The 25,744-nt window shown below is 54.5% G+C and carries 19 protein-coding genes and 1 tRNA gene; 8 read left to right on the top strand and 12 right to left on the bottom strand.

Features of this window, described 5'->3' with window-relative positions:
* Nucleotides 1–69: 69 nt before the first annotated feature.
* Together AC1EKS_RS03865 and AC1EKS_RS03860 are read right to left on the bottom strand one after the other, a co-directional pair.
* On the bottom strand, nucleotides 70–2,886 hold the full coding sequence (locus tag AC1EKS_RS03865; protein ID WP_481010237.1) for an RNA degradosome polyphosphate kinase: 2,817 nt from the start codon (nucleotides 2,884–2,886) through the stop codon (nucleotides 70–72).
* Between the two features lie 59 nt (nucleotides 2,887–2,945).
* Entirely contained in the window at nucleotides 2,946–3,569 is a 624-nt protein-coding gene (locus AC1EKS_RS03860) for a hypothetical protein (protein ID WP_481009695.1), read from the bottom strand.
* Nucleotides 3,570–3,854: 285 nt separating this feature from the next.
* Between AC1EKS_RS03860 and AC1EKS_RS03855 the strand changes: the two genes are divergently transcribed.
* Nucleotides 3,855–5,291, top strand: a complete 1,437-nt coding sequence (locus AC1EKS_RS03855; protein WP_481009696.1) for an FAD-dependent oxidoreductase — start codon at nucleotides 3,855–3,857, stop codon at nucleotides 5,289–5,291.
* 130 nt (nucleotides 5,292–5,421) lie between these two features.
* On the opposite strand, the gene htpX is transcribed toward AC1EKS_RS03855, so the two are convergent.
* The 5 genes from htpX to AC1EKS_RS03830 all read right to left on the bottom strand — a co-directional run bounded on the left by htpX (nucleotide 5,422) and on the right by AC1EKS_RS03830 (nucleotide 13,048).
* Nucleotides 5,422–6,303 (bottom strand): zinc metalloprotease HtpX, encoded by an 882-nt coding sequence (htpX, locus tag AC1EKS_RS03850; protein ID WP_481009697.1) that lies wholly within the window; start codon nucleotides 6,301–6,303, stop codon nucleotides 5,422–5,424.
* Between the two features lie 234 nt (nucleotides 6,304–6,537).
* Complete coding sequence (locus AC1EKS_RS03845; RefSeq protein WP_481009698.1) at nucleotides 6,538–9,387, bottom strand: FtsX-like permease family protein; 2,850 nt, start codon at nucleotides 9,385–9,387, stop codon at nucleotides 6,538–6,540.
* Nucleotides 9,388–10,707: an ABC transporter ATP-binding protein gene (locus AC1EKS_RS03840; protein ID WP_481009699.1), complete on the bottom strand. Its 1,320-nt coding sequence runs from the start codon at nucleotides 10,705–10,707 to the stop codon at nucleotides 9,388–9,390.
* A gap of 4 nt (nucleotides 10,708–10,711) precedes the next feature.
* Nucleotides 10,712–12,340 carry a hypothetical protein gene (locus tag AC1EKS_RS03835; RefSeq protein WP_481009700.1) on the bottom strand — a complete coding sequence of 543 codons (1,629 nt, stop codon included), beginning with the start codon at nucleotides 12,338–12,340 and terminating at the stop codon, nucleotides 10,712–10,714.
* Nucleotides 12,341–13,048, bottom strand: a complete 708-nt coding sequence (locus tag AC1EKS_RS03830; RefSeq protein WP_481009701.1) for an ABC transporter ATP-binding protein — start codon at nucleotides 13,046–13,048, stop codon at nucleotides 12,341–12,343.
* Between the two features lie 203 nt (nucleotides 13,049–13,251).
* Here AC1EKS_RS03830 and AC1EKS_RS03825 point away from each other — a divergent pair, with 203 nt between their 5' ends.
* The 3 genes from AC1EKS_RS03825 (at nucleotide 13,252) to AC1EKS_RS03815 (ending at nucleotide 15,994) form a co-directional block, all read left to right on the top strand.
* On the top strand, nucleotides 13,252–14,472 hold the full coding sequence (locus tag AC1EKS_RS03825) for a sensor histidine kinase (protein WP_481010236.1): 1,221 nt from the start codon (nucleotides 13,252–13,254) through the stop codon (nucleotides 14,470–14,472).
* Entirely contained in the window at nucleotides 14,469–15,158 is a 690-nt protein-coding gene (locus tag AC1EKS_RS03820) for a response regulator transcription factor (protein WP_481009703.1), read from the top strand. Before AC1EKS_RS03825 ends, AC1EKS_RS03820 begins: the two co-directional genes overlap by 4 nt.
* 101 nt (nucleotides 15,159–15,259) lie before the next feature.
* Nucleotides 15,260–15,994, top strand: a complete 735-nt coding sequence (locus AC1EKS_RS03815; protein ID WP_481009704.1) for a glycerophosphoryl diester phosphodiesterase — start codon at nucleotides 15,260–15,262, stop codon at nucleotides 15,992–15,994.
* Here AC1EKS_RS03815 and AC1EKS_RS03810 read toward each other — a convergent pair.
* Both AC1EKS_RS03810 and AC1EKS_RS03805 read right to left on the bottom strand, forming a co-directional pair.
* A complete protein-coding gene (locus tag AC1EKS_RS03810) occupies nucleotides 15,991–17,262 on the bottom strand; it encodes a UDP-N-acetylmuramate dehydrogenase (RefSeq protein ID WP_481009705.1) in 1,272 nt (423 codons plus the stop codon). The two genes, AC1EKS_RS03815 and AC1EKS_RS03810, sit on opposite strands and share 4 nt — an antisense overlap.
* A 9-nt stretch (nucleotides 17,263–17,271) precedes the next feature.
* Nucleotides 17,272–18,273, bottom strand: a complete 1,002-nt coding sequence (locus tag AC1EKS_RS03805) for a sugar-binding transcriptional regulator (protein WP_481009706.1) — start codon at nucleotides 18,271–18,273, stop codon at nucleotides 17,272–17,274.
* A gap of 190 nt (nucleotides 18,274–18,463) precedes the next feature.
* Here AC1EKS_RS03805 and AC1EKS_RS03800 point away from each other — a divergent pair, with 190 nt between their 5' ends.
* Nucleotides 18,464–19,285 carry an MIP/aquaporin family protein gene (locus AC1EKS_RS03800; protein WP_481009707.1) on the top strand — a complete coding sequence of 274 codons (822 nt, stop codon included), beginning with the start codon at nucleotides 18,464–18,466 and terminating at the stop codon, nucleotides 19,283–19,285.
* Between the two features lie 50 nt (nucleotides 19,286–19,335).
* Complete coding sequence (gene glpK, locus AC1EKS_RS03795) at nucleotides 19,336–20,862, top strand: glycerol kinase GlpK (protein ID WP_481009708.1); 1,527 nt, start codon at nucleotides 19,336–19,338, stop codon at nucleotides 20,860–20,862.
* Between the two features lie 127 nt (nucleotides 20,863–20,989).
* Here the strand turns inward: glpK and AC1EKS_RS03790 are convergent, their stop codons facing one another.
* The 3 genes from AC1EKS_RS03790 to AC1EKS_RS03780 form a co-directional block, all read right to left on the bottom strand.
* Complete coding sequence (locus AC1EKS_RS03790) at nucleotides 20,990–21,661, bottom strand: response regulator transcription factor (RefSeq protein ID WP_481009709.1); 672 nt, start codon at nucleotides 21,659–21,661, stop codon at nucleotides 20,990–20,992.
* A gap of 3 nt (nucleotides 21,662–21,664) precedes the next feature.
* Nucleotides 21,665–23,581: a sensor histidine kinase gene (locus AC1EKS_RS03785; protein ID WP_481010234.1), complete on the bottom strand. Its 1,917-nt coding sequence runs from the start codon at nucleotides 23,579–23,581 to the stop codon at nucleotides 21,665–21,667.
* Nucleotides 23,582–23,874: 293 nt separating this feature from the next.
* The gene (locus AC1EKS_RS03780; protein ID WP_481009730.1) at nucleotides 23,875–25,092 is read right to left on the bottom strand and encodes a pyridoxal phosphate-dependent aminotransferase; all 1,218 of its coding nucleotides are present in this window, start codon (nucleotides 25,090–25,092) and stop codon (nucleotides 23,875–23,877) included.
* A 210-nt stretch (nucleotides 25,093–25,302) separates the two neighbouring features.
* On the opposite strand from AC1EKS_RS03780, the gene AC1EKS_RS03775 reads away from it, so the two are divergent.
* Nucleotides 25,303–25,375: transfer RNA gene (locus AC1EKS_RS03775), tRNA-Trp, on the top strand.
* Nucleotides 25,376–25,460: 85 nt separating this feature from the next.
* Complete coding sequence (gene secE, locus AC1EKS_RS03770) at nucleotides 25,461–25,709, top strand: preprotein translocase subunit SecE (protein WP_481009731.1); 249 nt, start codon at nucleotides 25,461–25,463, stop codon at nucleotides 25,707–25,709.
* Nucleotides 25,710–25,744: the final 35 nt, after the last annotated feature.

Genomic DNA, 25,744 nt, shown 5'->3' with positions numbered 1-25,744 from the left:
AAGGTCATTCTCCCAGGTGACAGGGGTAAAACTGTATTAACGTGAAGAGTTAGCCGGAAAATTCGCCGCTTAGCGTCCCTTCATCCGCGAGTTAGCCTTATTAATTAGGTACTCTTGAATGTCCATAAGGGGCGAGCCATCCTTAGCTTCAATATGGCGCCGCCAAGTTCCATCCCGACGCAAATGCCAGGAAGACACCTCTGGCGAGGCTTCGAGTTTCACCAAATCCATGAGTTCGGCGGTCATGTCGGCATCTTTTATCCGAATCAGCGCCTCTACTCGGCGATCTAGGTTGCGGTGCATCAGGTCGGCAGAACCAATCCACACCTCCGGCTGTCCGGCATTCTCAAAGGCATAAATCCGCGAGTGTTCTAGGAAACGACCCAAAATTGAGCGCACCCGGATATTTTCCGATAGGCCGCGCACCCCGGAACGAATCGTGCAAATTCCGCGAACCACAATATCGATCGGTACGCCTGCCTGGCTGGCGCGGTAGAGAGCATCAGTTACCGCCTCATCTACCAGGGAGTTAACTTTAATCCCGACATACGCCGGCAAGCCTTTACGGTGATTTTCTACCTCGCGCTCAATACATTCAATAATCCCGGGACGGATAGAGCGCGGAGCCACTAGCAGGCGATGGAAGGAAGTACGCGGCGCATAACCAGACAGCTGATTGAACAGACGAGTAAGGTCTTGGGCCACCTCCCGGTCACAGGTCAGCAGGCCCAGATCCTCATATCCGCGTGCCGTCTTGGGGTGATAGTTGCCGGTGCCTACGTGGCAATAGCGGCGCATACCATCGGCCTCTTCGCGAACCACCATCGATAGTTTGCAGTGAGTTTTCAGCCCCACCATGCCATAGACTACGTGTACCCCAGCGCGCTCTAGTTTGCGGGCCCAAGAGATATTGGCATCCTCATCGAAACGAGCTTTGATCTCGACGATCGCCAATACCTGTTTCCCGTTTTGTGCCGCCTCTATCAAGGCGGACACAATCGGCGAATCCGAGGAGGTACGATACAGCGTCTGCTTTAGCGAACGCACCTTCGGATCCTTAGCGGCATAGGTTACAAAGTGCTGCACCGAAGTAGAGAAAGAATCATAGGGGTGATGCAACAACACATCGTGGCTGCGGATCATGGCGAAAATATCGGTGGGGGTAGCCGACTCTACTTCGGCAAGACCGGCAGCAGTGGCGGGTACGAACTTCTGATATTTGAGTTCTGGCAGATCCAGTTCATGCAGTTCGTCCAGACAACGCAGGTCGATAGGTTCGGGGAGGGCGAATACGTCCTCCATGCCGATCTCTAGTTTGGCCACCAAGAAGTCGAGTACCGCCCGCGAGATCCCCTTGGCGACCTCTAGGCGCACTGCCGGGCCAAAACGGCGCCGCAACAATTCTTGTTCCATGGCGGTCAGCAGATTTTCGGCATCGTCCTCTTCGACTTCCAGATCCTCATTGCGGGTCAGGCGGAATACATGGTGTTCTAAGATTTCCATTCCCGGGAAGAGGTGATCGAGGTGGGGACCGATAACGTCCTCGAGGGTAACGAAGGTGGCTTCCCCGTTAGTATCAATTGCGTCTTCCGGGCTGATCTGGTCGATTGCCTGTTCCACGCAGATCAGGCGCGGCAGACTTTCCGGAATCTTCACCCGGGCGAAATGCTGTTTGCCGGTTAGCGGATTGCGCACCACCACCGCCAAGTTGACCGACAATCCCGAAATATAGGGGAAGGGGTGCGAGGGGTCGACCGCGAGCGGGGTCAGGATCGGGAAAATCTGGCGGCGGAAGTATCCGTGCAGAAATTCTTGCTGGTCCGGGGCAAGATCGTTCCAGCGGCGCAGCTTGATCCCCACGTTTTCCAGTTCGCCTAGCAAAGTGTTTTGCACGAAACCGGCTTGCCGAGCACACAGGACTTGGGCACGTTCAGTTACTAGGTCGAGTACTTGGCGCGGGGTGAGGCCCGAGGCAGCAGTGCGGGCAATTCCGGCGGCAATCCGGCGTTTTAGTCCCGCCACGCGCACCATATAGAACTCATCAAGGTTAGAGGAGAAAATAGTGGTGAACCAGGCGCGCTCTAAGATCGGGAGCCGCTCGTCCTCAGCCTGTTCTAGTACCCGTTGGTTGAACTGCATCCAGGAAAGTTCCCGATCCCCGAAGCGTCCCTTGGGCAGGGGTTTATCTTGACCGAGGGGACCGGCCTGCGCCAGTTTGTCCATCCCGGGTGCCTCCCGCAACGTGGAGGGGCTGATTTGGGAAAGATCCTCAGGGCCATCGGTTTGGGCGTGACCGGCGCTGGTGGTCTCTTTTTCAGCGGTCGGCTTGGCCTTTGCCGAAGACTCTTTAGTGGTGGCCGTATTGGTTTTCTTTCCGGTTTTGGCGGGCGTAGCAGCGCTAGTTTTTCCTTTGGCGTCACCGGTCGGTTTCGAACTTTCTTTACCGGCCTCTTTACCGCTATCTTTACTGGTAGCTTTAGCGTCTTTACCAGTCACTTTACCTGCAGTACTCTTTTCCGCAGCAGGGGTGGCGGTTTTTTTCGGTCGGGGCAAAAGCTCATCGTCAGCAGCTATTTTACGGCCATCTATAAACGGAGAGGAGCCGGTAGGCAGGTCATAGTCGGCATCCTCGTAGTCGGTACCGGGGAACTGCTCGGGAGAAGTTTTCGAAGAAATCAGTTCATCGGCGGTGGCGGTCTCAAAGTTGGATTCTGCTGCCACCCGATCTACCTGCACTACTGGTTCAGTTTGCGGGTTTTCTTTGTAAACCCGGGCAATATCGGCGGGGGTAGGCACCACCTGGGGGTCGCCTTGCGCATCCTCTTTGATCTTGGCTTTACGTACTTTCGGTTCTGGCCTGTTGTCAGCTTCCTGTTTGCTGTCCATGCCGATCCCTTCTAATAAATTTGGTGACGGTAACTGAACTCGTCCGGGTAGGTTTGTTTCTAGTTTAAGCGATTTGCCTGGGCTGCACGTGCGGAAAGCTTTAGGTCACTCGCGGTTTGTAATAGCGCTTCAGGACGTAGGGTTACGGGATCGGCCAGTTCATCCCGGGCATCTTTAATCCATTCGGCGCTGACCCCACTGGCCAGCACCTGTAAGAAATCACTGACGCGATCTAATAGCGGAGCTAACTGGGCTATTGAAACTTGTGCTTTCCACAGCGCCGCCAGTTTCTCCATGAGGGCGGCCACCGATTTTTCGCAGTGCTGAGAAGAAAAAACCTCCCTAATTTTCAGGGCGGCAAGGCCCTGCTGGAAACGTTCATTTACCAGGTTGGGGTCACGTAAATACCATTGATACACCAAGTAGAGCCGCCAGAGTGTTCCTGGCAAAGTGCCCGCGGGCGAGCTAGACCAGAGCTCACTAACCGTATCTATCCCGCCGGATTCCAGCAGCTGGCGCAAGCGCTGAACGTTCTCGTCGCTCTCTTTTTCTATCCCCAACAGAGTTTGGGCTACCAGGTGGGCGACCTCCGAGGAGATGGCCCCATCTTCGGCACCGGGAATGTTCTCTGCTTGCTCGGCATCCAACATCGCTGGTCTGCGCGGAGTTTGCCGTCTACTCATTTGATTCCTCCTTAACTTTTTCTATTCTCTCTCAGTCAGCCTCTCTCGCGGGCGGCTTTGCCTTTATTGCGGCAGATAAGCTCGCGCTCGCATCCTGCTGCTGTTTTGGCCTAAGAATTGCCCAGGTGTTTTAGGCAAGTTCCGCGCCACTGTCTTGCCCGCGCTCCATAGTGTGAAACCGCTCAACAAAATGCAAGATAAACCCCTTTCCTGGCTACAATAGGGGAGGTTTGAGGTGCTACAAGTAGGCATCGCCAGGTTGATAATGCAAAAGGAAGGGTTTTAGTGTCTGACCGTCCGCTCAGTGTCGCCGTAATTGGAGCCGGCCCCGCCGGTATCTATGCTTCCGATATTTTGTCCAAGTCTGGCCTGAATGTAGAGATTGACTTATTTGAACGCCTGCCTGCCCCCTATGGCTTGGTTCGCTACGGGGTGGCGCCGGATCACCCTCGCATTCGGGCGATTATTACTGCTCTCTACAAGGTTTTGCAGCGCGGAGATATTCGTTTGCTGGCAAACGTTAATGTCGGTGGCGAGGACGGCGATATTACCGTTGATGACCTGCATGAACACTATGACGCGATTATTTTTGCCACCGGATCTGATCGGGATAAACCGATTGATTTGCCCGGTCAAGACCTGCCGGAGTGTTACGGTGCTTCCGATTTTGTGTCCTGGTATGACGGGAACCCGGACTATCCGCGTTTTTGGCCGCTTGAGGCCAAAGAAGTGGCGGTTATCGGAGTTGGTAACGTCGCGCTGGATATTGCGCGGGTAATGGCCAAGCACCCGGCGGATATGTTGAAAACTGAAATCCCCGAAAATGTGGCCAGAGAACTTTACAAATCCCCGATTACGGATGTGCATATTTTTGGGCGGCGCGGACCCGCCCAGGTGAAGTTCACCCCCTTGGAACTGCGCGAACTCGGGCAACAGCCGGGAGTAAAAGTTATTGTTTCCGAGGAAGATTTCGAGTTCGATGAGGGCTCGGAGCAGGCGATTGCGGCCTCTAAGCAAACCAAAATGGTGGTCGATACCTTAATTAACTACGCGATGGATGAGGACGATAAGGACGCTGACCGCCGTATCCACCTGCACCTATTCTCTGCTCCGAAAGAAATTTTGGCGGACGAGAACGGGCATGTGCGCGCCGTGGTTACCGAACGCACTCAGCTGAACGGGGACGGAACCGTTTCTGGTACCGGCGAGCTGCGCGAAACCCCGGTACAGGCGGTTTATCGCGCGGTCGGTTATTTCTCTTCCCCGATTGCGGGGCTGCCTTTTGATGAGGCGCGCGGGGTGATTCCCAATAAGGAAGGGCGGGTTACCGACCTGGAGGGAACGCCTTTGAACGGTATTTACGCCACCGGTTGGGTAAAGCGGGGCCCGGTGGGGCTGATTGGCTCCACCAAGTCTGATGCCCAGCAAACTATCGCTCACCTGGTAGAAGATGCGGAAGCAGGCAAGCTAGTGGCAACCGGGAAAGCGGTAGGTCACGATGCCATGATTGAACTGCTGAAGCAGCGCGGAGTTCCCTTCTCCACCTGGCACGGCTGGGAGCTACTGGACGAATACGAAAAGCAATTGGGTGCAGATTTCGGGGAAGTTGAGGGTGGCCGCGGCTCGCGCGAGCGCGTCAAAGTGGTGTCCCGTAAAGCGATGAGCGCGATTTCCCGTGGTGAGGAAGTGCCCGAAGATTTAATCGGCCAGGACGGCGAATAGCCGCTTTCCCAGGTAGCTCTAAACGGGGTAGTCGCTAGCGACTGCCTACCCCAAAACCTGGCGCAGGTTTCTTGTCACCGCTAAGACTGCCGGTCGCGAGGCGGGTAGCCTCAGATTGTCAAGGCTGGCCCTAGTACCCTGCCATTTCTTCTAGCCGCTGGATCCGCTGATCCATCGGCGGGTGGGTAGAAAATAGTTGCTGGAATCCGCCTGCCTTGAAGGGGTTGGCGATCATCATGAAGCCGACTTTCTCGGTCTGCGGATTTTTTACCAGGGGACGGGCAGTAGTTCCCGCCTCCAGCTTCTTTAGCGCACTGGCCAGCGCTAAGGGGTCGCGGGAAAGCTCTGCCCCGGACTGATCAGCATCAAATTCGCGGGTACGAGAAATCGCTAGTTGAGTTAAGGTCGCAGCCAGCGGTGCCAGCAATAGCATTAATAGCGCCCCGATAGCGCCCAGGGGACCGGAGCTTTCCCCATCCCGGCGTCCTCCTCCGAAAAAGAACATCATTTGCGCAGCGGAAGTAATCAAACCGCCAATCGCGGAGGCTATGGAGGAGGTCAAAATATCGCGGTTATATACGTGCATCAGTTCGTGGGAGAGCACTCCGCGCAGTTCTCGCTCATTAAGAATCTGTAAAATCCCTTCGGTACAACAAACCGCCGCGTGGGAGGGGTTCCTGCCGGTGGCAAAGGCATTCGGGGTAGCGGTGGGGGCAATATAGAGGCGGGGCATCGGTTGCCCCGCGGTTTGTGACAGCTCGGTTACGATCTTGACTATCTGCGGGTATTGCCCCGGATCTAGCGGGTAGGCACCCATCGCCCTGATTGCCAGTTTGTCCGAGTTCCAATAGCTATAAAAGGTGGAGGCCAACCCGATAGCCGCGAAGATCCACAAGAACGCCGAGTTATTGGTGCCATAGGCAATCAGGTATCCGATCCCCAGCAGAATTGCCCACATGATTCCCAGTAGCAGCGCGGTTTTTACGCCATTTCCAAAACGTTTTCCAGCCATATTTCCTCCTCGTGACTTAAATCTAGCAGCATAAACTGAGGGCTCCCTGGCAAGAGGCTTGGCTTTTCTCTAATAGCATTCTGCTTTGGTCTTAGTAAGCAAGCTTGAGGACGCAGACGCTAGGTGCAAGTAAACTGTCCCTTCCGCGCGCCCTAGGCATGTACCTAGACCGGATAGGCGCCGGGAGTCACTTTTGGGTGCAAGCACTCCCGACGCGGTAACGCTTCACAAATGCTACTGGTCAGCCGCGTTTAAGGCTTCAATGGGGCTGGCCTTCGCGGCGCGCCTGCCGGGTAGAACCGATGCCAGGAAGCAGAATAGTTCGGTTACCAGCACCACTAGTCCCACCCAGACCCAAGGGATCTGAAGTTCAATATTCTTTTGGGAGATTAGACCGGCAAACGGCATACAGTGCATCACGAACCACGAGAACAGCGCCGACAACGCCACGCCCACCACTAGGGCTCCTAGTCCGATCAGGGTGCCCTCAATAATCAGCATCCGCCTTATTTGGGTGCGAGTCGCGCCTACTGCCCGCAGTAGCGCATTTTCTTGGGCGCGATCAACCACCGACAAGCTGAGAGTATTGGCCACTCCCACCAAGGCGACGATGGCAGAAATCCCCAGCAGGCACAGCAGAATCAGCATCATGACTCGCAAAATCATGGTGACAATGGAAGATATCATCGCGGAGCTTTCGAGGCTTGCCGATCCAATTTTCCAGAACTGGTTAGTAAAGTCTTGAATCGTCTGGATCGTGTCGCTGGCGCCCCGCGACAAATCGAACTTTGCGATTACCCCATAGGTTTGAGCTTTTACTCCGGAAGCGGTTAGCTCTTTAAAGTCTGCCTGGGAGAGTACTCCGTAGATGACGCTGTAATCAGCGGGGAAACCGCTGGCAGTCTTAGGCATGGCTTTCGCCTTGACGGTCAGTTTCTTGCCCGTTTTGAAATTAAGATTAACTGGGTCTGATACCGGAGCTTCTACCTCTCCTACCAGCCACATTTCTCCGGGTTGTGGTTGCTGGATACTTTTCCGGGTCAAGGAATTAACGTTTTCTGGCAGGGTGACCAACACGAGCGAGAAGGGACGCAGACTTTCCTTCTCTGTGTTTTCCTGGTTCTCTGTATCTGCGGATTCTGCGTTTTCATCAGGATTCTCTGTTGAGGCAGCGCTCTCCGCATCCGCAGATCCGGCGCTTTCACCAGTATCTTCCGTCCAGGCACCGTCCCCTGCATCCTCGGGAGAGGTGCCTGTCAGCTGCTCCTCGGTGAGCGCGCTGCCCTGTGCGTTCGTAATGGTGTCCGCAACTATGCCCGGCATTTTTCCAACGCCGCTAACTCCCTCAACCTGGGAAGCTTTCTTTATTTCGTTCTGGGTCAAAGGGATGCTCGGGTTGGGATATACCAGGGAATAGTCAACCGAGAAACGCCGGTTGATCTCATCATTTACGGTTTTTTGTACCGAGGCGGTACCAATCAAAATGGTAGACATTAAAGTAACCCCTAGCACCAGGGCAGTGGCGGTCGCTCCGGTGCGATGCGGATCCCTTTTCACGTTTTCACCAGCTAGTTTAGCGGTCGCATACTTGCGGGCAAACGGGCGGGTAAATAGGGCGGTAAATGCCGGCAATAGGAAGCGGCAAATCATTAAGGCCGCACACATCAGGATGAGGGCGCCAGCGATGGCGGCTCCCAAAGCTATCGCCTGTTCCGTCCCGTCCTCGCTACCGCGATTGTTCCAGGCCAAGACCCACAGTCCGCTTCCGGCCACTGCCAGGAATGCGGTCAGAATCCAGTGGAAAATATGCCGCTTGGGTTTGCCTTTCTTATTAAGCTCCTGGGTATTGAGCGCCGCAATCGGGCGGATCTTCCCGAGCCCCAAAGTAGGACGCAAAGCACCAATAAGCGGTACTAGAATCCCGGTAGCCAAAGACAAGGCCACCGGGAAAATCCCGGTTACTTCCAGGGTTTGCGACAAAGAGCCAATCATGCCGGTGCCGTAGACCAGGCCGATTGAACCCAACCACCCAATCAGAGTCCCGATCACCGCTGAAATTATCCCTACCAGCAGACATTCTAAGAGCGCCGCTCGGCGTACCTGCGCGACGGTGGCGCCTACGCAGCGCAGCAGCGCGGTTTCTCGCCTTCTCCTTGCCAGTACCACCTGAAAAGTAACCGAAACAATCCCGATACAGACCAGCACCGCCAGGAGCGGGAAAAATAAGACGACCGCCTGTAAGGCGATTTGTTCGGCATTCCCGGCAGTGGTTTCGCTTTGTTTTTGGGTTACGGTAACTACCGCTAAATCCTGGCTGAGCAGCTGTTTATCATTTAGATATTGCCCCAGCTTTCGGGCGAGCTTCGCCGGATCCTGCTGAGTGTGCACCAATATCTGGTTAACTCCCATTTCAGTGGCTTGCGCTAGATGTTTTGCCAGGTCTGGGGAGAGGTACACGTCAGGAACCTGACCGATATACATGGAGGCATCCCGCCGTACGATCCCGCTGACCGTAACTTTTTGGGTTGTGGGTTTCGCGTCCTTGTCATCGTAGGCGGGTGGAACCTGGATTTCGATAGTGTCGCCCACGCCCACCCCAGTTTTCTCTAAATAGCTATCCGCCAGGGCAATCTGATTTTTCCCAGTAGGTTCTTTACCTTCGCTAAGGGGAGGGCGGTAGAACTGGGGCGAAAATAGCCCCACGCCTTGAATCTGCACGGATTTTTTCCCGATGGTAGCTCCGACCCAGGTCTGATAAACCGGCTGCAATTCTAGGTCGGTCCCATTCGCCTGGCGAATCCCGGCGCGGTCGGCCAGGATTGCTGGTAGCGGGTCCTTTTTAATCTTTTCCGCATCCACGGTGCCATTTACGGCGGCTCGTGAATCTTCGTCAAAATTACCGTAAGTGACTACCACCTGGGTGTTCTTCATCATTTGGGTTTCGCCGGCACCGATGACCCAACCCATCACGGATCCAAAAGAGCTGGCGAGACAAATAAAAATACAGCAGATGATAATAGCGCAGGCAGTGGCAATATATTGGCGGGAATGCGCCTTCAGATTGGCTTTAGTTAGGAAACGCATTTAGATCACCTGGGAAAGTTGCCCGCGAGTGGGGTGAGAAAGTTCTTGGGTAATTTTGCCGTCTTTGACGATCAACACCCGGTCAGCGATAGCGGCGGCACCGGGGTCGTGAGTAACCATCACTACTGATTGCCCCAGCTCACTGGCAGCATTACGTAATAGTTTCAGCACTTCCTTAGAGGAGGACGAATCCAGATTTCCAGTGGGCTCGTCTGCTACCAACAGGGCAGGTTTAGCGATTAGGGCGCGGGCGACCGCCACGCGTTGCTGCTGCCCACCAGAAAGTTCTGAAGGCTTATGGGCGAGCCGGTCTTTGAGATCTAAGATTTCAATAATCTGGTTTTCCCAAGCAGAAGAGATTTTTTTACCGGCTAGAAGCTGCGGCAGCCGGATATTTTCCAGGGCAGTCAGCGTAGGCATCAGGTTGAATGATTGAAACACAAACCCGATATGGTCGCGGCGGAACTGGGTGAGGGTTTTATCGTTCATTGCGGCCAGGTCTTTACCTGCCACTGTCACCGTTCCTTTGGTGACGCTGTCTAGACCCGCCAGACAATGCAGGAGGGTAGATTTACCAGATCCGGAGGGACCCACAATCGCGGTGAACTGCCCGAAATAGATTTGCAGATCGATGCCGTCGAGGGCGCGCACTTCCGTTTCGCCCTGCCGATAAATTTTATAAACATTATTGAGGCTTACAACTGGGGATCCTTGCGCGGCGCTGGAGCTACTAGGAGCAGCGCTAGTGTGCGGCTGTGGCACCGCGGTGCTGGGTTTTTCAGGCAAAGCCGAGGTGTCTGCACGGCGGTGCTGCAGCTGCGCGGGAGCCGTTTGGGGCTGAGCGATCTGGGTTGCTGGTAGTTGCGTAGCGGCTTGGGATCCTGATGGCACCGGCTGAGGGTGCTCGGGAGTGGTAATAGGCTGCGGGGAGGCCAGTGGTGGTTGTTGCGGGCTAGCTATCGCCGGTATTGACTGCGCGCTCGGTTTAGGCTGCGGGAAAGCCGGGGGTGCCAACGGTGACGATTGAGCGAAAGTCGGGTTTAGCGGCTGCGGCGTTTGGGGCACAGCCGGATACGCTGCCGGGTAGCTCGTGACCTGTGAGGGTAGCGGGCTTGCCGCTTGGGGAACACCGGCCTGCCCGGGAAGGAGGTTGCCGGACTGGCGGGCTGGGAAAGCGTTCTGTGCCGGCTGATCTTGAGGTTTAACCGCTGGCGTTCCCGCAGGGGGAGCTGCGGGAACAGGCGGCTTGGCGTGGCGCGGCTTTTGGTAGCGGTGGAACTCCTCGGGAGTTGCTGGCTGATCGGGCTGATTATTATTCACCGGTTTACCTTTCGTTTTCCTGCGAAATTTTTGGGGTCTGACCTAAGTACTCTCCAGAATGTTCTTGCCTATCTGGGGGTAAAAAGATTGATTGGCACGATTGAACCTGCTGCCTAGATTTTAGGTCATGGCGGGCAAAATGCGGGATTATCTCGGTGTTTCGCACCCGCGTGAGCGTCATAAATACCAGGGCTTGCAGAGCTAACACCCCGATGATCATCCAGGTGAGAGGGGCTATTGCCGAGGTCACGATTCCCCAAGTACTTATCGGAGGAGAAACGGTACCCGAGATGGCAGCGATAAGCATCAGGAATGCGCATCCGGCTAGCAGTAAGAATCCAAAAGTATAAACGATGATGACTTCCCACATGCGCGCCCTCCAAATTACTGCAGGTGGGCACCCTAGTTTTAGCAGCAGATTGGTTTGCGCTTGTTCGCGACGATTAGAGGCCATTACCGTGGTGGCCAGGGAACAAGCGGTAGTCACTGCGACTGCGGCGGCAGTCAAGAGCAACCCGGTTTTCACGTCTTGCTGCACCAGCTGCAAGAGTAAGTAATGCAGATGTGCAGTCGCCTGAGACTCACTATCTATGCTGTTAGAGCGAGTTTCAAGGCTTAAAGAGTCGCTATAGCTGTCTGCTGCCGCCAGAAAAGCTAGGGAGAGCAGATAGGTGGCGGCCAGAGAAAGCACCGGTGCCAACGCTGTCCAAATTCGGGAGGCATGCGCACGGATCGCGCGGGCAGCCAAAAGCACTGCGGGGTAGCGACTAAAAGTTAAAGGCCAACAAATCAAGGTCAGCACTTTGGCGGGCAGCGAAAACACCAGCACCCAAAGGAAAGCCAGCATCATGATGGGCGCTAAGGCTAGTGCCGATAATCCGGCGATCACCATTCCAGCTAGCAGAATCGGTATTGCCAGCACGATTAACCAGAAAATAGCGGTGTTACGGGTGGAACCTTTAAACCAGGAGGAAATAAAAGCGAAGTTGAAGCGGCGGCGGGTTTCCGCGGGAATTCCCCGCTGTTGGCGCAATAGTAGAGTGATTTTCCAGATCGGGATCAGCAAGAGTACAACCAGGGACAGGAGCAGAATCCACCAAGGGGGTAGCAGGTCTTTGGCGGTGGGATTAATACCGAGAATCTGGATATTTTCAAGGAGTGTCAAAGAGAGCGCGTAAACTGCGGCACCCAGCACAAATCCGGTAAAAATATAGCTATAAATCGAGTAGCAGCTAAAGAAAAAACGAGTTCTGGCGCTCGCTCCCAAGCGATACAAACTGACCAGAGCATCCCCTAAACGCTGCTCATCTAGCTCCAGACGGTTCCACCACAGCGCAATCAGCGGAAAGGTGATCAGCAGAGTGGCGAAAACAAACAATGAAATATAGATGACAGACACGGCCTCGTGCTCATAGCTACGGGTATGGCTGGGCAAGACGGCGAGGGCGCGCCCCAAACTATCTGCCCCCTGAGGTAATATCCATAAACGCCTGACCAGAAAAGCGTTAATCCCGCCTAGTACGGCTAGCAGGCAGTAACAGGTGAGGGCGGCCGATAGTATCGAGGCCGCCTGGGCGCGGCGATCCTTTAACCCCCGCCCTCGCCATAGGAGAATGATCCGTCCCAGAGCCATTTATACGTCCTCGATCTGGAATACGGTTTCTGAGGTAGATTCGCGCCGACTGTCTTGGGCAATTAATCCGTCTCGCAGGGTGATAGTTCGCTGGCACCACGCCGCTACCTGCGGATTTACGGTGGAAAGCAAAAGGGTGGCGTGGGTGCGCGCTGCTGCCAGCGATAACGCCTGCATCGCTTCTTGGCCAGAGACGGGATCTAGCAGCGCCGTCGGCTGATCAGCAAAAATCACCCGGGGGCGGATCGCTAAAGCGCGGGCAATTGCTACCCGCGCCGCGAGTGCCGGGCTGAGCCCGACAGTTGATTGCCGGCTAATATCTTCCAGTCCCAGACGTTGTAGCTCTTTTAAGGCGCGCTGTTTTGCTTCTGCGCGTCCGAATCCTTGTAACAGCAGTGGTAAAGCCACATTTTCTAGTACTTGCAGTTCGGGAAGCAGCTGTTCGGATTGGAAAATAAAACCGAAACGTTCCCGGCGCAGCGCCTGCAACTGACGCCGCGACATTTCTGATAAATCTCGGCCATCTAAGAACACTTCCCCCGAGGACGGACGGACGATCCCACTGAGCAAATAAAGCAAAGTAGTTTTTCCGGCTTGGGTCGGGCCGGTAATTGCCACCTGCTCACCCGCGCCAATAGTTAAATCAATATCAGCCAGCACCGTGTGGGAGCCGTAAATCTTGGTGAGCCCCCGGGTTTGAATCAACATACTCCTATCTTGACGCCTTTTTCGCTGTGCTAACAGCGGGTACAAACTACTTTTTTGGTAGAGCTAGCACTACCTAAAAAGTAGCCGGGACGCGGTGTTCTTTACCGGGAGTATCCTCATAAAATAGAGCTATGCAGCGAACCGATCCCTATTTTCGTGGAGTAAGCTACCGCCGAGCCACGCTTGCGCGATCTAGCCTCCTAATGGGGATTCCTTTCTTGGCAATCGAGCTGTTTTCCCTGGTGGTACACGTGGGAGCGCTGCTGGTGATGTTCCGGCGCTCGCGGGCAGTACTGTTCCACTACACTGCGGCGGTGCGCTACCGCGCGAGTGCTATGCTCGGACGAAAAGATAGCTCTATCTGGCATTTTTGGAAAGTTCCCGGTGAGGAAGGGCTGCTGGATAACAATAATCAAAGCACCCCGGAGTACATAAATTCCCGTTCTATCCCGATTTTCCTGTTTTGCTTGCTGGCAAATCTGGTTGCCTCTTTGCCGTTGCTGACGCTATTGCTGCTGGCGCTGAACTACTTTTTTCATGCCGTACCCTTTGTTTTCCTGCGAGACTATTTGACACTGATATTCCTGTGGCTATTATCGGCACTGGCTAGCGGAATTTATGCGCGACTTATTTTTACTATTGCGACTACCGGCCCCCTAAGCGCCGAAGAAATCATGCAGCTACATCGCTCTCGCCGGGAAATAGTCGATGCTTTCGAGATTGAGCGTCGCCGTATTGAAAGGGATCTGCATGATGGTGCCCAGCAATACCTGGTGGCGGCCTCCATGAAGGTCGGCGAGGCGGAGCTAAATCTGGAAATGCTGGCCTCCCGGGAATCTTCCGAGGAGGTTGGTGACCGTACGGATGGGGAAGGCGCGGATAGGAACTGCGTCGATAGGGAAAGCGCGGAGGATTCCGGTACTCACGCGCAGATACAACAGATTTTAGGCCTCTTGCGGGAGGCGCAAGATGCCAATGACCAGGCTTTAGCGGCGCTGCGGCGTACGGTCGCCGGGGTGCATCCGAAAGTGCTTTCCGATAAGGGCCTGGCCGAGGCGGTGCGCGATGTTTGCGCCGAATCTCCCTTGGATGTGGACGTCAGGATGCCCTTCGAGTTGCCGGAGCTGCCGCCGGGAGCCGCCGCTGCCGCCTACTACCTGGTGTGCGAATCCCTTACTAATGTGGCGAAATATGCCCCTGACGCCCAAGTTTCGGTTTTGGTAGTAGCCGGTTCTTCCCTGGTGCTTTCAATTACCGATAATGGGTCAGGCGGAGCCAGTATTAACCCCGGGCACGGCTTAGCGGGTCTGCAGGCGCGCTTAGAAGCCTTCGGGGGAACGCTGCGGGTGATTTCTCCGGCGGGCGGGCCGACTACGGTGCGGGGCGAAATTCCGATTCTAGTATCCGCGAAGGAGACAGCATGAAAATCATTTTGGCTGATGATGCCACTTTGATCCGCGAAGGGTTAGCGGGATTATTGGAACGCTTAGGGCATCAAGTAATCGCGCAGGCCGAGGACGCGCCGGGGCTAATTGTCGCGGTGAAACAAGCGGGCGAGGCCGGCCAGCTCCCGGACGTGCTGGTAACCGATGTGCGGATGCCGCCAGGGATGAGCGATGATGGCTTGCGCGCGGCAGTCAAGATTCGCGAAGAGTACCCCGACCTGGGGATTATGGTACTTAGTCAATACGTGGCACCCGCTTATGCAGCGCAGCTTTTTAGCGCTGACCAGCTACCCCCACCCGGACAGCACGCCGCTGGTACCGGTTACCTGCTTAAAGAACGGGTCTCGCGAGTGGCCGACTTTTTGAATGCTTTGAAAACCGTGGCCAGCGGTGGGGTAGTAGTGGATCCGGAAGTGGCGGTGAAACTGGTGCGCGAGCGCGGCTCCGCCTTAGCTAACCTCACGGCTCGGGAAAGCGAAGTCTTAGGGTTGATGGCGCAAGGGTTATCCAATGAGGAAATCGCGAAGAAACTATTTCTCTCTGGCGCCTCGGTGGCGAAACATATCGCCAATGTGTTTATGAAACTGGGGCTGACTCCCGATGAACCCAACCGCCGGGTACGCGCCGTCCTCGCCTACCTCACTGCCACTGGTTTGCAGTCCTAACATTCTCCTGTGGGCTATCCCGGTTAACGCGGAGTTAAACCATTTCTACTTAAGTAGAGTCAGTAATAGCTCGCCTAGTTTAACCAGAAAGTGATATCAAAATGGATATAGAAAAACGCATCTTTGCGCATCGCGGCTTAAATACCTTAGCCCCCGAAAATACCATGGCGGCGTTCCGGAAAGTGGTTGAGCACGGCCTTAACTGGATTGAAACCGATGTGGATATTTTGGGGGATGGAACCGTCATTATCTGCCATGACACCACTTTGGACCGTACCACCAATAGGTCAGGTGGCTACTATGGGTTAACTGCCGCAGACCTGGCTGCCATTGATGCAGGTAGTTGGTTTAGTCCCGAATTCGCAGGCGAAAAGCTTCCCACCCTGCAGCAACTGGTGGACTTCATGAACGAGACCGGGCTAAACGCCAATATCGAAATCAAATCCAATGAAGCGGGCGCGGATATGACCCGCCAGCTGATCCGCGCGGTTATCAAAGAACTGGGCCGGTTGAACGGCCCGGAAGTGATTGTTTCTTGCTTTAACCACGTATTACTGTCGGAATTTCATGCTCTGGCACCGGAAATCTCGTTAGGCTGCCTCTATGAAACCTGCGCCCTGCATGATGATTGGCGCTCCGTATTAGAGCTGGTGGGAGCCAGCTACATTCACCCCGAAGATACCGGTTTGACGCGCGAAAAGATGCGGGCCTTCCGGGATGCCGGATTTGGAGTCAACGTGTGGACGGTTAACTCGCCCGCCCGCGCTAATGAACTATTCAATTGGGGCGCAACCGGTATTTTTACCGACGTGGCGCATTTGATTTCCCGCCGCTAGTTAGCTTCGGCCTCTACCCACACCGGTTCGGGTTCTAGATTTACGTTGAACTTGGCTTTTACTTTTTCTTGGACTGCACGCGCTAGCTCCACAATGTCCTTTGAAGTGGCATGATTGCGGTTGGTAAGCGCCAGGACGTGCTTGGAAGAAAGCGCAGCGCGCGGCGCGCCCTCCGCTTGATTTGCAGTGGGGAGGGTGAATCCTTTTTCCAATCCCGCGTGCGAAATCAGCCAGGCGGCAGAGGTTTTTACTTGTCCCTCCACCTGGGGAGCCTCGCCAGTCACCGCGTTGCGCAACTGCAGATTAAACACCGGGAAACGCGGCGCCTGAGGCGGAAGCTGCTCCGCGTCCGCGGAAGAAATAATCGGGTTAGTAAAGAAAGATCCGCAGGAACGAGTATCCGGGTCAGCGGGATCCAGCACCATCCCTTTAGAGCGCCGCAGCTCTAAAACGGCCTCGCGCACCTCGCGCATATCGGCTCGTTCCCCCAACTTAACCCCTAATTTATCGGCCAGCTGTTGGTATTCGATGGGCGCAGACAGGGAAGCATGAGCCAACTGGAAATCCGCAGCTAGGACTACGTAACGTCCGGTATAACCCCAGGTGCGTCCCCCTCCGGCCTCCTCGTCACGCAAAGACCGTTTAATAATCGAGGTGCGATAGCCGAGCTGCAAATCCCCGACTGGTAAAATTCGGATACCATCACGAAGTCGATCGAAAACCCGCACCGTAGAGAGGGTTTCGGCAACTTCATGTCCATAGGCTCCGATATTTTGCACCGGAGCTGCCCCCACCGTGCCGGGGATACCTGAAAGTGCCTCTAAGCCCATCTGGTCTTCATCAATGCAGGCACATACGAACTCATCCCAGGCTTGCCCGGCAGGTGCGCTCACTAGGGCGCCCCCGCAAGCGGTATCTTCAGTCACGGTTATCCCACTGCGCAGGTCCTGTACCACCACCAGGTCAGATAGATCTTCCCCGCACAATACATTAGAGCCTCCGCCCAGCACTAGCAGTTTGTCCCCGGCGCGGTCCGTTTCCCGTATCGCCTCCACCAGTTCTTCCTCGCTGGCAGCCCGGTAAAACGCTTTTGGACTTCCGCCAGTGCCGATAGTGGTCATATCCCTTAAAGCTGGAGTGGTATCGCCCCGGGTTGGCTCACCGGTATCTGCGGCTTTGCGGTACCAGGCAGGAACCGGGTTAGTAGGTTTGTGATCAGTCCGGGGAGCAACCCACTCGCAAGAGTCGGTGAAATCGGTTTTTACCATGCTTCTATTCTAGGGCTTCGCTAGCGCCCACACTCTTTCGGCGATCTCCTTATCGCAAACCAAATCGGTGGCTACCCCGGCGTTAAGGGCTCCCAGCAGAGATTGGGCTTTGGCTTTACCAGCAACGACGCAAAAACGGCGGGGAATGCGACGCAGTTGATCGGGACTGGGGCCGGTGGCACGTTTATTTATGGCAATGTCATTCCAAGAGCCATCGGGCCTGATAAGTACCGTGCAAACGTCCCCTACTACTTTATCCAGCGCCAATTTATTTAGTTCACTGCGTGAAAGATATCCGGCTGCATACACATGGGAGGGGATTTCGGCTCGCAGCGCCCCCACGCTAAATACCGCCAGGGTACATTTTTCTTGCCAGTTAAGAACGCGGCGTACCGCGCCCTCGCGCCATAGGGCCTCTTTGGTTTTGGGGTCATCAAAAAAGGCGGGTACCGGGAACTGTACGATATTCGCTTTCCACTGGTAGGCCATGCGCGCCAAGATGCCCCCTACGTGTGCGATCCCGGAGGTCTCGGTAGAGGCTGCGCCGTTTAGCTGCACCAAAGTCACGTTATCCACGTCTTTTTGGGTAATGTGGCCAGCCATCTCGGTGGTGGTATTGCCCCAGGCAATACCCACCACCTCGCCGTCATGCACCAGCTGCCCCAAAATTTGGGAAGCGGTTTTTGCAACATTTTCCAGGATCCGGTTTTGGGTAGTGTCGGGAGGCATTTCTACGATATGCACATTGATTCCAAAGCGGTCTTGTAGCTGGCGTTCTAGCCGAGTGTGCGGCATATTGGAGGTTTGCACGGAGATGGTAACAATTCCGCGTTTGCGGGCATGTGACAGTAGGCGCGATACCGTGGAACGGGATACTCCCATCCGGCGCCGGATAGCTTCCATAGTTTGCCCCTGTACGTAGTAGGCCAGGGCGGCGCTGCGAGCCAGCTCGTCCCTACTGGAATTTCCATCTGAGAATTGTTCCTCCGACAAATTGGATTCAGTTGACAAAAATCTCACCTCCACGCCCCGAGGGCGCACGTTTGTTCTCTAAAGTTGAACATTAGTGTCAAAAAGCAAAAAATGGAAAATAAGCATAGGCTGAGGATGGTGAGTAACCAAGACGGTTATTCATCCTTGAGCATGAGCTAGACAACTAAATAAAACTAAAAACTCAAATAATTAGCGCAAAGGAGCGCGTATGTTAGCGACATTGAATGATCTCCTAGTACCTATGGCAGCAGCCACCCCGGGTAGTGGCGAGATCTTCGCATCAGAATTCTTCGGCACCGCCATTCTTTTGATGTTCGGTGTTGGCACCTGCTGCACCAATAACCTTTTGAAATCGAAAGGCAACGGCGGCGGCTGGTTGATGATCAACTTTGGGTGGGGTTTGGCAGTGTACATGGGTGTGTACGCTGCCTATAAGACCGGTGGTCACCTCAACCCCGCAGTAACCATCATGAAAGCTGTTTGGCACGGCCTTGACAGCAACGTAACTCTTAATGGACCGAGCGTTGCCGAGGGCGGAATTCCGGTCACCGGCATGAACGTTTGTATCTACATTGTGGCGCAGCTTCTGGGTGCGATGGTGGGAGCGCTAATCGCCTACCTGGCTTACAAGAAGCAGTTCGATCAGCAGATGGATGACCCCCGCCTCAAGTTGTGGTGCTTCTCTACTGCTCCCGAGGTGCGTTCCTACGGATGGAACACCCTCACCGAGATCATCGGCACCTTCGGCCTGTTGGCCTTCGTTATGGTATCTGGCGGTACCCCCACCCAGGTTGGTCCGCTGGCAGTCGCACTGTGCATCGTAGTTATCGGTATTGGTTTGGGTGGGCCCACCGGATACGCTATCAACCAAGTTCGTGACTTGGGACCGCGTATCATGTTCAGCTTGCTCCCGATGAAGGGCGGAAAGCCGGACGCTGACTGGGCTTACTCTTGGGTTCCGATTGTTGGACCCACCATTGGTGCCATTATCACCCCGCTGATCGTAGTCGGCGTGGGCATGGCTGCCTAGGAAAACTGTTTTAAAGAGAAATAGAAAGAACCCTAAAGGAAGAAAGAGATATGACCGAGAAAAAATATGTAATGGCCATTGACCAGGGGACTACCTCCTCGCGGGCGATTTTGTTCAACCATGCTGGACAGATCGTTTCGTTGGGACAAAAAGAGCACGAACAGATTTTCCCGAAGGCCGGTTGGGTTGAGCATAATCCCATCGAGATCTGGGATAACATTCGTGAATGCGTGGCGGACGCCCTGCAGAAGGCACAGGTAAACCGGCACGAGGTTGCCGCAGTGGGAATTACCAACCAGCGCGAAACCGTGGTGGTGTGGGACAAGAACACTGGTGAGCCGGTATATAACGCGATTGTGTGGCAGGATGCCCGTACTTCGCAGATCATTCGCGAACTCGCGGGTGATGAAGGAATGTCGAAGTATCGCGACATTTGTGGCCTAGATCTGTCCACCTACTATTCTGGTCCGGAAATCAAATGGATTTTGGACAATGTCGAGGGCGCACGCGAGAAGGCAGAAGCCGGAGACCTGCTGTTCGGTAACACCGACTGCTGGGTACTTTGGAATATGACTGGCGGCGTAAACGGTGGGGTGCACAAGACCGATGTCACCAACGCTTCGCGTACCATGCTGATGGATATTCGTACCCTGCAGTGGCGCGAAGACATCTGCAAAGACTTCGGGATTCCGATGTCAATGCTGCCCGAGATCTGCTCCTCTTCCGAGGTTTACGGCTATGGCCGTAAGAATGGTTTGCTGATCGACACCCCGATTTCGGGTATCTTGGGCGACCAGCAGGCAGCCACCTTCGGACAGGCCTGCTTCGAAAAGGGCATGGCGAAGAACACCTACGGTACCGGCTGCTTCGTGCTGATGAATACTGGTGAAGAGCCGGTATTCTCTGAGAATGGTCTGCTGACTACCCTTGCCTACAAGATCGGTGACAACAAGCCGGTTTACGCCCTGGAGGGTTCGATCGCGGTTGCCGGTTCGCTGGTACAGTGGCTGCGCGACAACCTGGGATTGATCAAGACCTCGGACGAGATCGAAAAACTGGCTAGCACCGTTGATGACAATGGCGGCGTTTACTTTGTGCCGGCATTCTCTGGTCTATTCGCTCCCTATTGGAAGGACGATGCCCGGGGTGCGATTGTGGGTCTGACCCGCTACAACAACAAGGGACACCTTGCGCGTGCGGTGCAGGAAGCTACCCCCTATCAAACCCGCGAGGTTTTCGATGCGATGATGGCAGACTCGGGCGTAGAGCTCAAAGAGCTGCGCGTAGATGGCGGCATGACCAAGGACGAAATGGTTATGCAGTTCCAGGCTGACCAGTTGGGCGTGCCGCTGGTACGGCCCGAGGTACTAGAAACCACCGCGCTGGGTGCGGCCTACGCCGCCGGCATCGCCGTGGGATTCTGGAATGGTGAACAAGACGTGATCGATAACTGGGCAGAAGGCAAGCGCTGGACTCCGGGTGAAGATCGCGAAGAGTACGACCGCAACTACCGTTTGTGGAAGAAAGCGGTCACCCGCACCTTCGAGTGGGTAGACGCCGACGTAGAGAACGCCTAAATCACGTTCGTGAAAATAACTGAATAGCAATAAAAATCCCGGGAGGCTGGATATTAAATCCAGCCTCCCGGGATTTTTATCTATATAGACGATGCAGGAAGATGTGGTTAAAGAACCAAAGGAACTGCTACATCGCTACCAGGCGGTATCCCATACCGCGTACGGTTACGATGCGTTCCGAGCCGATTTTACGGCGCAGGTAACGAACGTAGACGTCCACCACATTCGATCCGGGATCAAAATCGTATCCCCACACCATATCTAGCAACTGGGAACGAGAAAGAACCTGGTCCGGGTGTTCCATAAAAGCTTGCAGCATGGTGAATTCACGGGCTGATAGCTCTACCGGTTCCCCGTCAATGGAGGCATAGCGGGTACGCAGATCCAAGTGCATGCCCCCTACGTTCATTTGCACCATATTGGAGGGATCATCGGAGCTAGCATTCTTCAAACGTAGCCGAATTCGCGCTAGGAGTTCCTCGAAGCGGAAAGGCTTCGACATATAGTCGTCAGCGCCCTGTTCCAGTCCGCTGACTGTATCCTCTACCGAAGAGCGGGCGGTGAGCACGATAATGGGCAGGGTGGCTCCTTGCCCGCGGATCTGTTCTAGTACTTCAAAACCATCCATATCGGGCAAGCCAATATCCAGAACGATCAGCGAATAGTCACCACCAAGAGCTCCCGAGACCGCATCGGCTCCCTTGTCTACTACGGTCACTTGATAGCCGGCAGAGGTTAGTCCTTTGGCAACGAAAGAGGAGATGCCGGGCTCGTCCTCTACCACCAAGATGCTAGTCATGTTTTATTCTCCTTGTATTTCATCTTTGCAATCATCATTTGAGATAGGCAGGCTAATATTAAAAACCGATCCCACAGAAAGCGCAGATCGTACCTGTAGAATCCCGCCATGGGCCTGCGTAATGGCGTTAACAATTGATAGTCCTAGGCCAGAACCCGCATAGGAGTGGTTGACCCGCATGAAGCGACCAAAGATCCGCTCTTGATCTTTCGGGTCGATACCGATTCCCTGATCACGAACCCACAAATTGAGCCGATGAGTGCCTTCCACCGGGGGAACTTGCGAAAGCATCTGCAGACTGGGTGCGGTAATAGTGCGGGCCGGTACCGGATTACCTTGTTGATCCAACAGAGGTTGTTCATAATCAATGCCCGCCCCCAGGGCAATCAAAGTGCCCGGAGCAGCAAACTTGGAAGCATTTTGAGCGAGGGCGAGCAGCGCTTGCTGTAGGCGCTGGGGATCGGCGGTGGTGGGGACAATGGTTAGGTTATCGATTCGCCAGTTAAAATCGCCCAGTTGGGTGGCATTTTCAAAGGCGTCCATTAACAGGTCGCCAATATCGACCCGTTCGGGGCGAATAAAGTCAGGGCGATCGCTCTTGGCCACGGTAATCAAATCTTCTGTAAGTCGATGCATCCGTGACAGTTCCTCTAAGGCCAGTTCCCGAGTACGGGCAGTATCTTGTGGATCATTGGGATTCAGCAGCTCTAAGTGTCCGCGAACCACCGTTATCGGGGTGCGGAGCTCATGACCCACATCATTTAGCAGGTCGCGCTGCTCGTCGAAACTGGATTGCAGACGCGTAATCATCGAGTTCATCTGGCGGCTAACATCCGCTAAGTCATCATCACCTTCAACCGGTAGACGCTTACTAAGATCCTGTTCACTGTTAATAGAAGCCATCAGATCTCGCAACCTGCCAATAGGGGCTAGTAGAGATTGCGAAGAGCGAACATTTACTAGTCCAACCATCGCCAATACTAAGAATGAAATTCCGCCGAATAGCAATAGCTGGGTCTGAGCTGGAGTACTATCCACCGAATAGTTAGAGATAATCGCCAATAGGGCGTCATCGGTTTCGGCGGCCCTAATCGGGACCATCCCTACCGCATAGGTGGCCTGATCGGTGTGAACCATAAACATTTTGGCGGAGTCTAGATTCGAAGAACTGACCAGTTTTTCCAGCAGTTGCGAATCTTGATGGATAGCGGAATCTCGCGCCTCTTTTTGAGCAATCAATTTCCCGGCGGAAAACCCCAGCAAAGTACCGTTATGGGGAGCATCTTCGGCGTCAATGAACCTGTTTAAGGCCTCTTTGGCCGAGGCTATTCCCCCGCTATCCTGCTTGTTTTCAGCTTTTACAAAGTTGCGCAGGTCATTGACGATTAACTCCGTCTGGGAGCGCTCAGCATGGGATACTTGGATCATTCCGCTGACTAATAAAATTAGCCCCACTAGCGTCAAAGCAAATCCAGATATTAACACCGAGTGCACCAACATCCGGTTACGCAGGTTGGTAATCCGCAGCTTATGTTCCTTGCTACGAGGTTCAATAGTTTTTTCTATCACCCTGCGGGGTCGACTTTGATAAGCGGCTCGTTCCGAGGCGTCCGGAGGGGCACTTACTATTGGCTCCAGAGGTTGCGGCAAGGGAACAGCTGGGCGTCCCTCGGTCGGATCAAGAATCTGTGGCAAGGTCATTTCGCCGGGTAGCTGCACCGTTGAAGGAAGCTCCTTGGCGGGAATCGAAGAGGAAGCCGGCAGCGGGGATGCTGCCTGTGGGTTTGCGGATCCCGCAATTACCCCACCATCTGCGGAATCTGTTACCTGAGGCTGAGAAGCTGGGGTAGGAGGCGCCGCTGGCGAGATATTAGGTTCTCCCGGAAAGCTATTGCCGGGGTAGCTAAGTTTTTCGCTCATGGCTGTACCCCCTCGCTGGTTGCGGGGACGCTGGGGGTAGATTGCGGAGCTTGCTCGGTAATCACCGGTGTTTGGGGCGCAAAATTAATTGCTGGCCCTAAATCATAAACTCCGTTTTGTAGTAAAGCGCGCACGCCAATTATGACTGCAAGCGACAGTGCGATACAGACAATTGCCACTGCTGCGAATCTGCGCACTCTGCTACCCTCCCTCGGTGATTCTAAAATCTTGCGGGACGCTCACGCGTCCTCTTTCTAATGATTATAGATTATAGAAAGGGTACAAAGGACAACCTATTTTATTTGATTAAGAAAATCGACTATCCGGCCGACACCTTCCTCTAGGTCCTCGTCACTTAACGCATAGGAAAGCCGGAAGAACCCGGAGGGGCCGAAGGCTTCGCCCGGAACTACCGCTACTTCGACTTTCCGAAGCATCAAATCAGCCAACTCGGCCGAAGTTTGCGGAGTTTCGCCCGCTATTTCACGTCCTAAAATTCGCTCTACGCTGGGGTAGCAGTAAAACGCACCATGGGGCAGGGGAACTTCCAGTTCTGGAACCTGGCGCAGGAGCTCTACCATGCGTTTGCGGCGACGGTCGAAGACCTCGCGCATTTGCGCAACTTTATCCAGCGGACCGCTGACGGCAGCAAGTGCTGCCCGCTGCGCAATATTTGAAACATTTCCGGTGGTGTGGGATTGGAAAGCGGCGCAAGCTTTGATTACGTCCGCCGGAGCGATCATCCAGCCCACGCGCCAACCCGTCATCGCATAGGTTTTAGCTACCCCGTTCAGTACCAATGTCTGCTTTGCCAGTTCTGGAACCAACTTCACAATATGCTCGGCATGTACCCCGTCATAGATCAAGTGTTCATAGATCTCGTCAGTAATTACCCAGATATCGTTTTCCAGCGCCCACTGACCGATAGCTTTTAGTTCCTTAGCGTCGTAAACCGCGCCGGTAGGGTTAGAGGGGCTGACCACTAGCAAAGCTTTAGTCTTTTCAGTTTTAGCGGCCTCCAACTGGTCCACTGTGACCTTATAGTGCTGATCAGCACCAGCCATTACCGGAACCGGGACGCCTCCGGCGATCTTGATAACTTCCGGGTAAGTCGTCCAATAGGGGGTGGGCATAATGACTTCGTCGCCCACTTCCACTATCGCCGAGAACGCCTCGAAAACAGCTTGTTTACCGCCATTGGTAACAATGATTTCGGTGTTGGGATCAACCTCGTAACCAGAATCGCGCAAAGTCTTTTTAGCGATTGCTTCCCGCAACTGGGGCAGGCCCTTCCCGGGGCTGTAATGATGCATTGCCGGGTCCGCGCAGGCAGCTTGCGCGGCTTCAACAATATAGTCAGGGGTAGAGAAGTTGGGTTCCCCGGCGCCAAAACCAATTACCGGACGCCCTTGAGCTTTGAGTGCTTTGGCGGCCGCATCCACCGCCAAAGTTGCAGACGGGGATATTTGCGCTAGACGATTCGAAATTCTTTGTGCTTGCGGTTTATTCATACCCTCATTTTGCCACGTCTGGCTATCCATTATCTGTTTCGACCAGAATTTTCGGAAAATTACAGGCATATTGCCAATAAAGATGTTCTCCTAGCATCCCTGAAGCGATTAAAGATGCGTTTTTCCCCACTATGTGCCCGTAGGTTGGACGTGACCAGTAAAACCTCATAAACTTGTTTAGCACCGTATTAGGTCAGCCATTTGGCTGGAAGGGCAGTGGCGCAATTGGTAGCGCAACGGTCTCCAAAACCGTAGGTTGTGGGTTCGAGTCCCGCCTGCCCTGCAAATCTGAAACCTGTACCGGGCCCGGTACAGGACGACATCGGGGCTTCGACGGGAGTCCCAAGATAGCAAGCGAGGAAACGATCTTGGCACCTAACGAGGGCGCAGCCTCCGTAGAGGCAGATGCCAAAAAAACGAAAAATAGTTTTTGGGGTCGCATCGTGCAGTTCGTGCGGCAGGTTATCGCGGAGTTAAAAAAGGTTGTTTGGCCGACCCGCGATGAGCTCACCACATTCTTTGTGGTCGTGATCGTGTTTGTGCTGGCGATGATGGCCTTTTCGGGGGTTGTCGACGTGATTACCGCCTGGATAGTAACCAAGGTATTTGGCGGTTAAGCGGTTAATTAAGGAGCAAGATTTGCAAACAGGCA

Source organism: Varibaculum sp. C0165D1 (assembly GCF_056590355.1).
This window is presented reverse-complemented; position numbering and strand designations above follow the sequence as displayed.